The following is a 13586-nucleotide window of genomic DNA, read 5'->3' as shown; positions in this document are numbered from 1 at the left end:
TTCCCACACAAGAACTACTTTAGGTCGAAACCTGGGGTATTACCCATAGTTGACCTATGTAGATTGGTTTGGGGTTAACTTTTTTATCAACGCAACAGCTTCAGCTTCCGGCATAGCAAACTGCACCCGGTGCCGTGCCGCGACATCGAGCGCAAACACCTTCGTATAGACCTCCGTGGAACTGATCGATTTGTGGCCCATCAGGCTCTGCAAAACCTTCAGTGGTATGCCGGCATACAGCATATGCATCGCGTAGGAGTGACGGAACGTATGGGGGGTAACCGGTACTGAGAACGTCACCCCGTCGGCCGCTGCGGCCTCCACCGCTTCGCTAAGCCAGGTGCGCACGGTACGGTCTGTGATCTCCCAGATACGCGCCTTCTCCATTCTGCCGGTGCGCTTGTTTCGTCTTTCCAGCGGAATTTTCAGGGTGGCCACCATCATCTGCAGCTGACTGACGTAGTGGTGATCGGAAAGGGGAACCAGACGATGGACCTGACTGCCTGCGGGGGCACGACCTGCCGTCCTGGCCGCTTTCTCGGTGCGCTGCTTGAGCGTGGCCAGCTGCACGAACGGATACGGCGGCGCCAGCGAAAAATCCCCCCGGGTCAGCGCGAGCGCTTCATTAATGCGCGCGCCGGTGTTCCACAGCGTCGCCAGCAGCATCTTGCGGTGAAGATCCGGCACGTAATGGAGCAGGGCGCTGACTTCCGGCGCCAGCAGGTATTTCGGGAGTTCATCCTGTACGAGCGCCATCTGGCGCAGGGCGAGGGCGGCAGGGTAATCGATGGCCACCGGGAGCAATGTTCCGGGAGATGCCGGAGATCCAACTGGAACCAGGTTATTCATAATTTATGTTAACTTTTTTCTTTGCAGAGAATTTTCTTCGTAATATTACCGGAGTCAGGATGACTAACCAGCCAGCGACGGCCAGCCAGAAAACAGACGAAGTCGCAAACAAAACTACCCCGTCAATGACGGTAGACACGATATTTTCGGCCACAGGTTTCACTCCTCTTCAGTGGGTGGCTATGGAACGGGAACATTCATGACCCCAACATCCAGTAGATAAATCCAATAATACTCACCACGCCCCCCCAGAATAAGGCCTCGTTGCCGACTTTCTCACGCAGGATAGAAAGGAGATTTGCCTGCAGGTCAACGAGCTCCTCACTTTGCGAGGCAAGCTCCCTTTCCAGCTCCAGGATTCTTTTCTGCGACTGAGCACACAGGGTAGCCAGCCGGATGACCCCGGTTGCCCGTTGCGCCACCTCCAGGTCAGAATCCCCGCTCTGCGGCAGAGACAGTTTTTCTGCCCGCAGCGGCAGGGCGTCACATTTCTCGTCCGGGAGCTGGCCCCCTTTCCTGTGCAACAGATGATAAAATGGACGATTCTGAAGTGAAGTAATTAACTGTTTTTGCGACCGTTTTTTGCCTTCGAGCTGCACGATCTTTTCCTGCAGCCCGCGATAACAGTCTTCCAGCTGGCGTACCGCGGATACCAGGGGCTCCACCCGGAGCGTTGAACACCTGCCCCGCGGCAACTGCAGTTCGTCTGCCCGCAGCGGCATTGAGCTGGTTTCCCCCGGCGGGAACCGGAACCCCAGCCCGCGCCACAGTCTGCTCCGGCGGATCAGATTGTGAATGTTTTTCTCATCCACGGACGAGATGTCGATTCTTCCGACCAGCGTTTCCGGCGGCAGGGAGCGGGTCCAGAGCACCATCTGCTGCATGATCCAGCTGCCCACCCCGCGACCACGGGGTAAAAATTCTTTCAGCATAAATTCGACACTGAACAGTTCCACCGTGCCGGGCACGAACTTCGCGACAATGGTCTGCGGTGTTCCTTGTCCGTCACCGTACAGCGTCAGGCTGGAGGTGATCGACAGATATGCCCCTGGCGAGTCCTCTGACCCGTAACGACATTCCTCCACCCGTCTGACGACCACAACCACCGTTTCGTCGCCCGTACTCCCCGCCGGGACGGTCAGCAGCCACATGCCGTTATCATCAACAGACGTTTTTATGAAGGTTTCCGTTTTCCCTTCCATACCGGCCTTTTTGTCCCGTTGCGTAAATGTTACTGGCTTAAGGGTTTTTGTGTGAACCGTTCGTTTAAGCTGACCCCACGAAAGCCTGCAGGGCATCCGCTCTGGAGGGCAGTTCAATACAGTCCCCGTGCTGTGGGTTAATTTCTTCGTCAATGGCTTCGTTGTAAAGCATGCGAAGCCGCCACCCCTTAATCGGGAGAGAGTTCTGTATGGCCAGCACCATCCCTTCCGGCGACAGCAGTTCACGAAGGGTGTAGCAGGCCCCGATCCGGGTCGAGTCCCGCAGCCACATCACGGGGTATTCACTGACCAGCTGGTCATACACGCATTCTGCCGTATGGAAGTAATTCTCATCCGCCCTGCATAAATCACACATAATCCATCCTTTACTGTGAAATCCCGCCATCAATTACTCCTCTGACCTTCAGGGGGCGATAATGTAATAGCCTTTAAAATAGTCATCTATCTGACAGGATTGCCAGGGCGGAGCACAATGTTGGAACAATGGTTTTTTGTAGTCACCAACCAGTTGCCATGAGTCCGAGTTATCCATTCGTTCTGCAACCATTCTTCCGTTACGTTTCAGGATTTTTGGCGATTTCCAGTTATGTCTGGCGTTAATCATTTCTGTTGGCGTTGCGTATGCCGTTCCTGAATACAGCCATAGCTCTTTATGGCCATATACATCCTCAAGCTCCCGGACCACATCGTAAAATGATCTAAATGTTGGTTTACCCATCCCTCGCCTCAAAAATAGTATCCGGTTCAATAGTCACGCAGAGTAATGATGACGCGCAGCACAACCCTGCTTCTGTCACAAGAATGATTTTCCCATATCGTAATCATTTCCGTCCTGATAATACGCAGCCTTATAGCTACGCAGCTAAATTACCGGATGACCGTTTCCGGCAGATCCGATTTTCTTGCGTATAACAACTTTCCGGAAGTGTACCACGGTCAGGGAATAACCATACCGCCCTTTTAGGGTGGTGAGCGGCCGGTCACGGGGCAGGGGGTTAACACAACATATAGCGTAACCAGCAGCTGATAACACCGCTACATATTGTGTCAGGGGGCCGCAGAGCGCCGGTGGGTCTGACGGAGATCCGGAACCACCAGAAATCGGATCTGAGGTGAAAATAGAACAAATCATGAAATGTCACATACTGATATTTTGCATCATAATTATAAATTGATTACAAATCACATTAATTGACTTCAACTGGCTTTGCATGAGATAAATGATGCCAGTTCATTTCTAATGTTAGTTATGGTTGCAATGATGGGGGAGGTAATGAATAAATGCCAGGAAGAAACAAATCGGGTGATGACGCTGCGAAAAATACCTTCTGATGTCGATGCTGCTATTACAGAGCAGGCCCGACTGACAGGTAAATCCAAGAACGATCTTGTGCTTGAGCTACTGACAGCCACATTCGGCGATCTGTTGGGAAATTTTGTGCGTACCAGCGAACTGGTTGCCTTGATGGACAAGGAGGTTGCCCGACTGACTGAACGGGAGATCACTTCTCAGAGCTTTGAAAGCGATCTTGTCCCGATCTATAACCGGGAATACTGTCGTATCCTCGAACTTAATAATGAAGACGATCTCAAGCGTATAATGATGAATAATATTCCTTATCTCGAGCTTCGTGCACGACAGCTTCGTTACGGTATGATCCCTTTTCTGCCTAAAGGAATTTCGATGATAATGGCTCTGTTCTGTGAAGTGGCCGGACGGGACGGACTGACCATCGCCCAGTTCTATACTTCTCTCTGGTTTGTTATCGGGCAGGAGGAGTATTACAAGGAGATTAATGAGATCAGAATCGCGAAATCCCTGTTGCCAATAACCGGACTCTGAAACGAGAAAAGCCACCCCGAAGGATGGCTTTTCCAGACTACTTTTTCCGCGAGAGACCTCCAGAGGAGGCGACTCCGCCTTGATGTGACTATTAGGCCAGACATATACCACGTATGTCAAACGTTTTCTGGGAAAGAACAATGACAGCACAACGCTACATAACGACAGAGAGGCTGGATATATATAAAAAGAATCTGAAGGTTAAACCCTCTCAGGTCATGGCTGCATATCACTGGAATAAGGCGTTGGCAGGGGCTCTACTCCCTGCCATGCAGTGCCTTGAAGTCACGCTCCGTAATGCGTTGAATACCGCTATACAGTCTTTCCCGCCTGCCGGGGCGAAAGGCCTGTGGGACACAAACGCAAACTGGGTTACCAGTCTCCCTAAATACATGGGGGATACCCGTATTAATCCGGCTGAACGTTACCAGCGAGCCAGGACGCCAAGAGATCGCCAGGATGCGGCAGGCTATAAAGTGGACAGATGGGGTAACAGGCTCCTGGCGCGAACATTGTCAGAAGAAAACCAGGTAGCCATGGCTAAGTCCCAGATTAGTAAGGAAGGTAAAAAACCAACGCCAGACCGGATTATCTCAGGTCTTACGTTTGGGTTCTGGACCACGTTGCTGACAGACATGTATGAAGATAACCAGAGCGATCGATTACTCTGGCCGGCCCTGACTTCGCATGTGTTCCCGAACGCCCCCGCAGGTTTTACTCGGACAGATATTTGTAAAGCGTTCTTTCAAATAAAAGAACTGAGAAACCGGCTGTCGCACCATGAAGCTGTGTGGAAATTTCACCAACGCGATCCCGTTACCGGGAAAACGGATTACTCCAAACCAGTATACGGTACGCAAGCCAGCTGCAGTCTTCTGAGGAAACACTATGATGACATTCTGGAAATGATAGGCTGGATGAGTCCCGACCGGAAGGCTAATTTCCTGAGTCATTCAGGAAATCTGCGTTTCTATGCCCTGTGCTCGGTGGACGGACTGAACAGCTACATCGCCCCGGAAAAAATTAAGGCGCAGATTAAGGTTTCACGGGGTGGTAAAGGTATCAGCAGGTTAATCAGGATCCTCGAAAAAAATGAGTTCATCCGGATTGTGAAGGAGGGTCAGACGGTACTTACCATCGGCAATGATAATTCCATCGCCATTCTCTAGGTTCCCATATCTTTACTGGCCCTTTTTGACCCGGATACCTTCCGGGTTATTGAGGTTCGGATCAGGATGATAATAGAAGAGCAGAAATATGGTCAGTTCTTGCCGATGCCCAGCGTACGGCAAGAACTGAAGCGTTGTTTTAGTCTAAAGGCCGTACTTGCGTTCCCTTTCCTTAAAGGCCTGGATCCCGCCTTCCAGAATTTCACAAACGTGTTCTCTGATACCCCGGGTATGCAGACGGCCGGAATCGTCCTGTGAAGTGAACGAGCATTCCAGTGAGCCGGTATAATATTCAAACCGGAATTCACTGTTCTCAATGCCCGAGCGCTGCCCACTCTGGTTAGATACGATCACGCATTCAGCATCCGTTCCCACGACGAGGTTGGCATTGTGCGTCACCATAATGATCTGCCGGTCCGCCTTGCGCAGCCTGACGAAATCATTGAGCTGGGAATAAATCGTCCGGTTATCGAGATTGTCTTCAGGCTGATCAATAAGGATAGGGTGTCGCGAATTGCTCAGGTGAAGGATCAGGTTAAGCAGCACCAGACCCCGTTTGCCTGGCGACATCTGCACGATATCGTCGTTGCGGTAACGGACAGAAAAATCAATCAGGTAGCAGTCATCATAGAGATAACTCAGAATATCGGAATCCTCAATGCCCTTACGAAGAGCGGGAGCAACCCCGCCGCTTCTGTAGCGGTCATAGATGCCTGCGATCGTATCCGCATGGCTATCAGCGGAAAATGTGTAGCCGCCTTTCGGGCTGGCCAGATCGCCGAGCAGGAGGTTTATGTTCCCTCGCCGGTCAAAGCAGCCGGTGAAGCGATCAAACTTCTCAGCATTGAAGGATATGCGAGCAATTACGCTAATTTCGCCTTCAGGGTGGTATTCAGGCTTGCTTAGCTCGTCCACGTAAGCCTGGTAAAGGTCAGTAAGGCGCGCATACTCGGTCTGGAGCTGGTTTTTTGTATCATTACCTTCCTGTAAAATGGACCGACGGCGTTCAGAGAGCTGTTGTAGCTGTCTGAGTTTTTCTCTTTCCTTTTCAAGCGCAGCCATGGATGCTTTGAGCGTTTCCTGATCGGTAATTTTTACTGACAGGGGAAGCAGCGTTTCCTTTTTGGCTGCGCTTTCGGTATCAATCCGCCTCAGCCTTGCGGGGATGCAGCCAAAACGGGCCTCGTGGCGACCAATGAAGTCACTGACAGCAGCTGAAAGACTGGCCTCCAGCTGACGAAGGCTTTTCTCCAAAAAAGAGGAATTCTCAGAGAGCGGAATATCCAGCCTGAGTTGGTCGGTAAGGCTTTGTATCGTGCTACCGGCATGCCGATAAAGGCTTTCTTTAAGGCTTCTGCTGGCATCAGTAAGATCTTCTATCGCGCGCCGACGGGATTGAAGGTTGTCCGTGCGCAGTCTGAGTGCCATATACTGCTTTTCTTCATCCGGTGTAAACGATGCCTGCTTCCTCAGTTGAGCTATCTTCTCCTCCTGCCGCCGGATTTCATCACTTACCGCCTTTTCCGTGCCGTACTTCTCCATTTCCTTACCGCATTCGCTGTATTTTTTGCGCAGCTCGGTAAGATAATCAATCCTGGTTTTTATGACCCGAATAGTCGCTTCCCGCTGTGCGGTATTCTCAACCGCGAAAGCCTTGAAATTATTATTCTGATAAAGAATTTCCTCGACCAGCTGATTTAGCTGAAGCTGACCGCTACGTTCGGCAAGGTGATTGATATAGAGCTGCGGAATGTAGGTCACAGGCCGACAGTCGTCACCATGTAATGAACTAACTTCACCGTTTCCCCATGTGACTTCAACATCGAGATTGCTAAAGTCGTCATAGGCGGCTTGTCCTGAGATCCTGATTTTCTCGCTAACCTCATCAGCGTTAATGGCGCATGCCATGTGGTAAAGCAGCAGAGATTTGCCTGAAGACTTCCCGCCTATGATTGCATTCAGGTCGGGACTGAAGTTTACAGGCTGGTCTGAAAAAAGTGCATGGCCACTGCGATCCGTAAAGCAGACGTGTTTAATATATTGATAAGGCGTTTTTGTATGGGGGGACGTTTTCTGGATCCTGACGCGAGTGTGATCGTACAGTACCTGTTTTAATCCCGCAAAAGTAGGATCGGCTTTAATCCAGCAAAAACGATCCCCGTCGGGACGAAAAATTTTAGTCAGTCCATGTGCATCCGAACCGTGAAGGCAGGGGAGTAGCTTGCCGTATTTACTGATGACGTCAGCCCTGCTGTCGCTGCCGCGTCCCTGAAAGTACTCACAATCCTGCGGGTTACCAGAAAAAATCGCATCAACCAGGTGATAGATGTTCTGCCGGACAGCAAGAAGACCATTGTCGCGGAGCCCGGAGATTCCGTCTCCTGAGCTGTTAGATGCAATGACAATAACGTTGTTCCGCAGCCAGGTTTCACTCCTCAGCCAGTCTTCAAAGACGTCAAAAGAAGGTTTGAACTGGTTAATGCCGTCGCGCAGATTTTTCTCGGGAGAGGACAACCCTGCTACCGCAATCCCCAGTTCAGTCAGCTGCTGATCGCTGCAGGAATAGTTCTGCCCGCAGTAACGGAAGTGAAGCCGGCCCAGCGCGTGTTTTATTTTGTCAACGTGACCGGCATCCGCCGGATTGACAATAAGATGAATATTCACACCCTTATCTTTTTGCGTTTCAGGTGTGATGCGAAATTCTATATTAGGAAAAACGGCCTCAATGTTGGCTATCCGGCCCTGTGCACGGTATGCGAGCAGCTTCTCATACCCGGAGATAGTGCAGTAGTCGGTCGCCCCCATGACAGCGACCTCGTCGCCAAACGCTTCAATTGCAGAAAGATAAGCTTCCCAGTCATTCCGATACTGATTCTCAAGTGATGACGAAGGGGTATGAACATGCAGATCCCATTTACGCCATTCAGAGCCATTCGGGAATAGCTTCACTGTTACCTCCTTCTAACATGTCTATCAAAAATTGATATCTGCGTTTACGCACCCGGGATGTCAGTACAGAACATAACCTAATAGTTACCGCAAGCCTTTACAAGCGCATAAACGTGACCACTTGCATCCAGCTTCTCTATATACGAACGTGCCTATCAGATGCTTTCTGCCATTGCGGTTCTGGTGGCATACGGAACTATGCTGACGGGACTGAGACCCTTTCCCCTTCTCACGGAAATTCTTACCCACTACAGCAAACTTATTTTCACCATATCGGCTCCCCCAGAGATCCTAATTAACCTTTTTTCGGAGCTGCGGATAAGAGAAGAAGGATTATTGCATGAAGAGCACAAAAGGTGGCGGATTGTTGTGAATGGGGGATTATTGTTATCCAGGAAGGAAAGGGCGATGATTATTACCCTGAGTGAACAAATCATCCTGACGGCGAATCAGCCACGAAGCGGCACGCATCATTTTTCTGCCAGAGCGTCCGTCCAGACCTCTGACAGTGTGGACGCTGTTGAAGGCCGCTTTGTACCAAGAGCAGACCTTATAAACATTAAGGTACGATCGTCTAGGGGGCAGTCTATGGTGGGCTATTAGGGTGTGAACTCATCACGACCTGAGAAGATCGTAACAGATTTAGCTCCCCTTGAGAGCGCAACATACAAATCAGTTGCCCCCATATTTCCCGCATCTAGTATCACCGAGTGGTCGCATTCCAGACCTTTTAGAAGAAGAGTTGAGCCTATTGAACGGTGCGATACGCGTCCTTCACCTTGGTATCTACGTTGTTCACGAATAACTGATGCTGACTCTCTAATGCTTTTGTCAGGTGAACTGATGGACAGATTTATCGCATCTTTTAGAACGTGCAGAGCTCCGGCCCTGAATACGCGTGTCTCTTCCTTCTCTTCGAGCAAAAGGAGTGTCGTTCGAATATTTTGTCGGGTTGGGGCCAGAGCAAGTGCTACCAATGCATTCTCAAGCGAAGAAGGGGCTGTTCTGTTTCGTCCAGCCTGAATAGAACTAATTCTTCGTAAGGTTGTACTAACGCCAACGTTTGTCATCAGCTCAGCTGCTGCCTGTAAAAGCCTTGGCATCACGTTGGCAGCATTAGCATCGTCAAGGGATGCAGCCATTTTTATCACGTCACTCAGATCTACCGGTTCGACAACATCAATGCCATTGATTCGTTGTGCAAATTGATGCCTGGATGACGCTCTTCGTGAATCACCTATAACTAGAACCGAGTCGTTGGGAAACTGTCGCAGCAGCGAGTAATATTCGCGCTGCTGGCGCTGGATATTGTCATTATGATTTCGTAAAAGAGGCCGAAAACGTACATAGTCAGGACAGGACCTCAAGTCGATACGCTCCCGGAGAAGTAATCGATGTCTTTGCTCAAGGAGCCACTGTCCCAAATCTGGCGTTTGTGCATTGTTCCAACGCCACGGCGTTTGTAAGGTTGCCAGAGTAGGGAAAAATGTTTCAACGGTTTGGTTCCAGTGGGGCATAGGGCCGCTAAAGTTGAAAATACACTGCATCGGGTCACCAAAGACTACCGTTGGTAGCAAACATGAAAGCGCACAAGTCAGTTCATGTTGCTCGCTATTGCAGTCCTGGTATTCATCGACCAGCAAACGCGAATAAGTAGCTGTGATGATTTCGCTAATATTACCGTTAACAACCAAATCCCGTACGGCACGGCGAAGAGAAGGGTAAAAAACGGTTGGATTTTCAGGACCCACACCGAGCGGACACAATCCCGGAAAGCAGCCAGCTATTTTCAGAGCCCATCCATCGATTGTTGTCACAACATAGTTCCGCGGAGGAATTGCAAAACGGCTCAGTCGCTTTTTGAGTGCCGTTACACCTGCGGTTGTGTGCGTCAGCACGAGATACGGCTTACTTTGCGCAAAACCAAGTGCTTCAGTAATCAGGTGGGTTTTGCCACATCCCGCTGGCGCTACAATCAGGCCTTTACTGGCGTTTAAAACGGCATCCACACTCATCGTGGGTCACCGTTTTCTGCTGCCCACGCCAGCAGATCTCTTATAATTGCTTTGAATGGTCTTGAAAACTGATTGATGACCGGACCCACGATATTCTCCGCTAGATCCTCAGCCTTCCCGATCGTTTTAAACCAGCCATATTTGCCAGCAGCGTGAGCCACTGGCGTTCTCATTTCTTCTGTCGGTTCACCTGTGCATGTGTCAAAGTTATAAGCCCCTTGGGAGCAGTTATGAATGTGCTGATCCACTTGTTGTTGGCTGTTCAGACCCGCAGCAAGAAGAACGATGTCACGGATAGTCTCAGTAGGACACCAAGCTAGCAGGGCAGCCTCTGTTGAAAAACCATTCCCCCATTCAAAAATGGTAACGCCGCTTGCCCGGCAATGTTCTGTCTGTTGCCTGTGTGCAGGTGTCGTGATATCTGAATCTTTTAATAAGGCAGTACGATATCCCAGTTGTGCAAAAACCTCGGCGCGTTTGAAATAATTGTCCCCGCCGCCGCCATCTGTAGCAAAGGCCCCCTGATCCTGAAAGCCTGTTCTTCCCCTGCGTTGTCTGGACAAGTCCAGCCCTCTGATAAAACCAACCTCAGTTCCACCTTCGCCCACAATTACGGCTTTGCTGAAAAAGGCTTCAGCGCAGGCCCTTAAGGTAGCTTGTTCCTTATCGTCCCCACTTAGTGTCAGGAAATTGTGTGAAGGCTCTGGGGGCGGTTGTTCTAGTTTCCGCAACACACAGAGCTGGGTTGCCTTGAGTTCCCTGAGAACATATGGGGAATGGGTGGTGATGAATACCTGCGAAGTAGGTTCATCATCACGAGAACCCAGTTGATTCAAGAGTCGACTGATCCTGTAAGGCTCCAGTCCGTACTCTGCTTCATCAACCAGTATGATCCCCGGCCCCCCGACAGCTTTTTGTAACCCGCTCACCAGCAATCGGGTTGATCCTGTACCAAGCATTCTCAGTGGTGTGTTATCACTGTTATGCAGGCTGATCGCACTGTTAGACAGGGAGACACCATTCACGTCCAGAAGCGCTTTAAGTTCTCCAACCTGAACGCCTAACTCATTTGCAATGGTTCTAACCTCGGTAAGAATGTTATCCAACTGCGGTAGTTGCCGGGCAGCAAAGTTGTGTCGTGTCTGTCGGGACAGTTCGGCCAACGTTGAACTGATATCAAAATCTTCTGCAGATAATTTATTCAGCACTGAGCGGTTGCCCCATGCCAGATGATGATGCGAGGTTGCCCCAAGGCGAGTAGGGCTTAACTGCTCCCGGTGCTTCCACAGTAACCTTTTCTCTAACCCTTCCACTGTTGCTCGTTCTGAAAATAAGCACCAGTCTGGTTCGAGATCTGCACCAACGACCATTCTCAGTGTGAGTACGGTTTCATCTCCTGCCAGAGGTTCATCATGGATTTCCTTTGTTTCGCTATTGAAACCACGAAGATAACGCCCATAGTTCTCAAGGTTCCGAAGCCCGTCATCAAGCTGTCCGAGAGTTACACTGATGCAGACTGGAGTAGCGGAATTCATGAGATAAAAATCCGCATCACTGAATGTGTACGATCTTCGCGCTCCGAGTACTAGGTCAATAGCATCAATAAAGGTCGATTTCCCTGAATCTCCAGGCCCTATCAGACAATTCAGCCCTGAACCTGGAAACCATTCTGCCTGCCGTATTGAGCGAAAATTCTGAATGCTTATGTGGCGGATAACAGCCATGTTTCCTTCCTAATCCACGAATGTTGTATTTGCGCCGTAATGGCAGGAATTATGACACACCCTTTCTTATTTAATTGTGATATTGCGGGTATACACGTTGACTCAGCTGAGAGGAAACACTTCAATCAAACAAAGGTCCGCTGTTCGCTCATAGCTGCCTGTCAACCTGCACTAAAACCCTTCTAAAAGTCCAATCTTGAAGTTATCCATACTGCTCTCTTGAGAGATTCACGGGCAAAGATCCGACTCAGCATCTTTTCGGATCTGCGCGGAGGGAAACGCGCAAAGGATATGATAATCAAACCACATACATAAAATCATACTGAATGTGATAGTTAGCATTAAACACATAATAATATCTGATATGATATTTGAATTATTAGCAAGAAATCATACATGATATGATTTTCTACTTAACCGGACATTATCAGACGGAGCGTGCAGGATGGATGAAGAAATGATGTTTTCGCTCAGCTATGAGCAAATGACGCAGATGGCAGAAGAGGAAATAAAGCAATGCGATTTTCGCAGGGATGGCACCCATTATGTCTGGGAAGTGAACAAGGCTCATGACATCCTCCGCTTCTGGTATCTCCTGGCGCTGCGCGGACACACGGGCCTGGCCACCACTCGGGTCGAAGCAGACTATAAACGGTTAAAAACGCTCATTTCTCAGAGGAACGAGGGACAATGATGCGGGAAAAATCCCGACGTCCGTCGCCGCTGCAGCGGCGGGTGCTGATTGTGCTGGCCGCCCTCGGTGCGAAACGTCCGGGGCCGGTGGCGACGCGGGATATTGAGCGGGTGCTGGAGCAGGGCGGGGACGCCCCGGTGTACGGGCCGAACCTGCGCGCCTCCTGCCGGCGCATGGAAGCCGCGGGCTGGCTGCGCACCCTGCGCGCCCCGAACCTGCAGCTGGCCGTCGAGCTGACGCAGGCCGGTCGCGGCATTGCAGAACCGCTCTACCAGGAAGCACGCGAGGCTGAAAAGGCACGACAACGACTGACCGACGTCCGGCGTCTGCCGTTACGCCAGACGACTGCCGGTGACGCGGTGGAGCTGCAGCTGGATGACGGCCATTACACCATCAGGGAAGCGGCCTACGTGATCCGTCTGGACGGTACCACCTGCCTGCAGCTGACGGATGCCGGTGGCATACGCCGGATAAAAGAGGGCGATCCCCTGCAGGTGGCCAGCTGGTATCAGGCCTGTTTTGATGCAGGCCTGCCGGTCACCGTCCAGGTGAATGAGAGCCGGGACTGATCGCCACCACACAAGGAATATGAGCATAAAATGAAAGTCACTGAACCCGGGCTGAATAAGCTGATCGATAACCTGAACACCCTGATTTGCGAGGACAGCCTGCTCACGCGCCAGGAGCGTGAAACGCTGGTACTGGCCGTCGCCGCCATCGGCGCCATGAAAGCGCGCGTCGGCTTGAAAAAAGGCGATGCGCCGACCGTGCCAGACGGGAAAAAAGGGAGAAAAAAGACCGCCAGTCTGATCCGCGTTTTCCGCGAGCCGGTCATCCCTGGCAGGAAGACGAAAAAACCTTACTGAGTGATGCGCTCGATTCGGTACCGGACGAAGAAATTGGCAGTCATCTTTTCTGGCTTTCCGAGAAACTGGGCAGAACGCCTTTCAGTGTTGCTTTCCAGATCGCGGCAATCAAGGAGCTGCAGGACGGCTGGGAGGAGCAGTTCAGGGAGATTTCGGATAACATTCGCTTGTCCGGTCTGAGCATCAGTGATTATCTGAAGCAGAACGGCACGGACCTGAACGCCTGAATGCCATTTTCGTTACAGACAAATTAT

The 13586-nt window shown here is 50.8% G+C and carries 12 protein-coding genes and 1 pseudogene; 5 read left to right on the top strand and 8 right to left on the bottom strand.

What is annotated here, in order from left to right; genetic code table 11:
- Positions 1-54 precede the first annotated feature (54 nt).
- The 5 genes from A1WC_RS00205 to A1WC_RS26985 form a co-directional block, all read right to left on the bottom strand.
- Positions 55-849: a site-specific integrase gene (locus A1WC_RS00205; RefSeq protein WP_015632375.1), complete on the bottom strand. Its 795-nt coding sequence runs from the start codon at positions 847-849 to the stop codon at positions 55-57.
- Positions 842-1003, bottom strand: a complete 162-nt coding sequence (locus A1WC_RS28140) for a hypothetical protein (RefSeq protein WP_032495756.1) — start codon at positions 1001-1003, stop codon at positions 842-844. The genes A1WC_RS00205 and A1WC_RS28140 overlap by 8 nt, the downstream gene beginning before the upstream one ends.
- Before the next feature lie 43 nt (positions 1004-1046).
- Positions 1047-2051, bottom strand: coding sequence for a hypothetical protein (locus A1WC_RS00210; protein WP_016162067.1), 1005 nt, complete (start codon positions 2049-2051; stop codon positions 1047-1049).
- Between the two features lie 64 nt (positions 2052-2115).
- Positions 2116-2427 (bottom strand): hypothetical protein, encoded by a 312-nt coding sequence (locus A1WC_RS00215; RefSeq protein ID WP_024191724.1) that lies wholly within the window; start codon positions 2425-2427, stop codon positions 2116-2118.
- A 48-nt stretch (positions 2428-2475) separates the two neighbouring features.
- The gene (locus A1WC_RS26985; protein WP_015632378.1) at positions 2476-2790 is read right to left on the bottom strand and encodes a hypothetical protein; all 315 of its coding nucleotides are present in this window, start codon (positions 2788-2790) and stop codon (positions 2476-2478) included.
- Between the two features lie 555 nt (positions 2791-3345).
- Between A1WC_RS26985 and A1WC_RS00220 the strand changes: the two genes are divergently transcribed.
- Both A1WC_RS00220 and A1WC_RS00225 read left to right on the top strand, forming a co-directional pair.
- Complete coding sequence (locus tag A1WC_RS00220) at positions 3346-3915, top strand: hypothetical protein (RefSeq protein ID WP_016162066.1); 570 nt, start codon at positions 3346-3348, stop codon at positions 3913-3915.
- A gap of 140 nt (positions 3916-4055) precedes the next feature.
- The gene (locus tag A1WC_RS00225; protein ID WP_001568023.1) at positions 4056-5084 is read left to right on the top strand and encodes an Abi family protein; all 1029 of its coding nucleotides are present in this window, start codon (positions 4056-4058) and stop codon (positions 5082-5084) included.
- Between the two features lie 144 nt (positions 5085-5228).
- Here the strand turns inward: A1WC_RS00225 and A1WC_RS00230 are convergent, their stop codons facing one another.
- The 3 genes from A1WC_RS00230 to A1WC_RS00240 form a co-directional block, all read right to left on the bottom strand.
- A complete protein-coding gene (locus tag A1WC_RS00230; protein ID WP_001568022.1) occupies positions 5229-8033 on the bottom strand; it encodes a TrlF family AAA-like ATPase in 2805 nt (934 codons plus the stop codon).
- Positions 8034-8632: 599 nt separating this feature from the next.
- A complete protein-coding gene (locus tag A1WC_RS26975) occupies positions 8633-10048 on the bottom strand; it encodes a UvrD-helicase domain-containing protein (protein WP_001568020.1) in 1416 nt (471 codons plus the stop codon).
- A complete protein-coding gene (locus A1WC_RS00240; protein ID WP_001568019.1) occupies positions 10045-11772 on the bottom strand; it encodes an ATP-dependent nuclease in 1728 nt (575 codons plus the stop codon). Before A1WC_RS00240 ends, A1WC_RS26975 begins: the two co-directional genes overlap by 4 nt.
- A 445-nt stretch (positions 11773-12217) precedes the next feature.
- On the opposite strand from A1WC_RS00240, the gene A1WC_RS00245 reads away from it, so the two are divergent.
- The 3 genes and pseudogenes from A1WC_RS00245 (at position 12218) to A1WC_RS26970 (ending at position 13559) form a co-directional block, all read left to right on the top strand.
- The gene (locus A1WC_RS00245; RefSeq protein WP_001568018.1) at positions 12218-12466 is read left to right on the top strand and encodes a hypothetical protein; all 249 of its coding nucleotides are present in this window, start codon (positions 12218-12220) and stop codon (positions 12464-12466) included.
- The gene (locus A1WC_RS00250; RefSeq protein WP_001568017.1) at positions 12463-13035 is read left to right on the top strand and encodes a hypothetical protein; all 573 of its coding nucleotides are present in this window, start codon (positions 12463-12465) and stop codon (positions 13033-13035) included. Before A1WC_RS00245 ends, A1WC_RS00250 begins: the two co-directional genes overlap by 4 nt.
- Positions 13036-13065: 30 nt before the next feature.
- A pseudogene (locus A1WC_RS26970) lies at positions 13066-13559 on the top strand (DNA-binding protein).
- Positions 13560-13586: the final 27 nt, after the last annotated feature.

This window comes from Klebsiella sp. KTE92, assembly GCF_000398905.1.
Taxonomy (GTDB): domain Bacteria; phylum Pseudomonadota; class Gammaproteobacteria; order Enterobacterales; family Enterobacteriaceae; genus Klebsiella; species Klebsiella variicola.
The sequence above is the reverse complement of the archived record's forward strand: the minus strand, read 5'-3'. Positions and strand labels throughout refer to the sequence as shown.

Coding starts and splice junctions, on each gene's coding strand:
- A1WC_RS00220 (WP_016162066.1), top strand. CDS start 3,346: ATGAATAAATGCCAGGAAGAAACAAATCGGGTGATGACGCTGCGAAAA.
- A1WC_RS00205 (WP_015632375.1), bottom strand. CDS start 849: ATGAATAACCTGGTTCCAGTTGGATCTCCGGCATCTCCCGGAACATTG.
- A1WC_RS00245 (WP_001568018.1), top strand. CDS start 12,218: ATGGATGAAGAAATGATGTTTTCGCTCAGCTATGAGCAAATGACGCAG.
- A1WC_RS00225 (WP_001568023.1), top strand. CDS start 4,056: ATGACAGCACAACGCTACATAACGACAGAGAGGCTGGATATATATAAA.
- A1WC_RS00210 (WP_016162067.1), bottom strand. CDS start 2,051: ATGGAAGGGAAAACGGAAACCTTCATAAAAACGTCTGTTGATGATAAC.
- A1WC_RS00240 (WP_001568019.1), bottom strand. CDS start 11,772: ATGGCTGTTATCCGCCACATAAGCATTCAGAATTTTCGCTCAATACGG.
- A1WC_RS00215 (WP_024191724.1), bottom strand. CDS start 2,427: ATGTGTGATTTATGCAGGGCGGATGAGAATTACTTCCATACGGCAGAA.
- A1WC_RS26975 (WP_001568020.1), bottom strand. CDS start 10,048: ATGAGTGTGGATGCCGTTTTAAACGCCAGTAAAGGCCTGATTGTAGCG.
- A1WC_RS00250 (WP_001568017.1), top strand. CDS start 12,463: ATGATGCGGGAAAAATCCCGACGTCCGTCGCCGCTGCAGCGGCGGGTG.
- A1WC_RS26985 (WP_015632378.1), bottom strand. CDS start 2,790: ATGGGTAAACCAACATTTAGATCATTTTACGATGTGGTCCGGGAGCTT.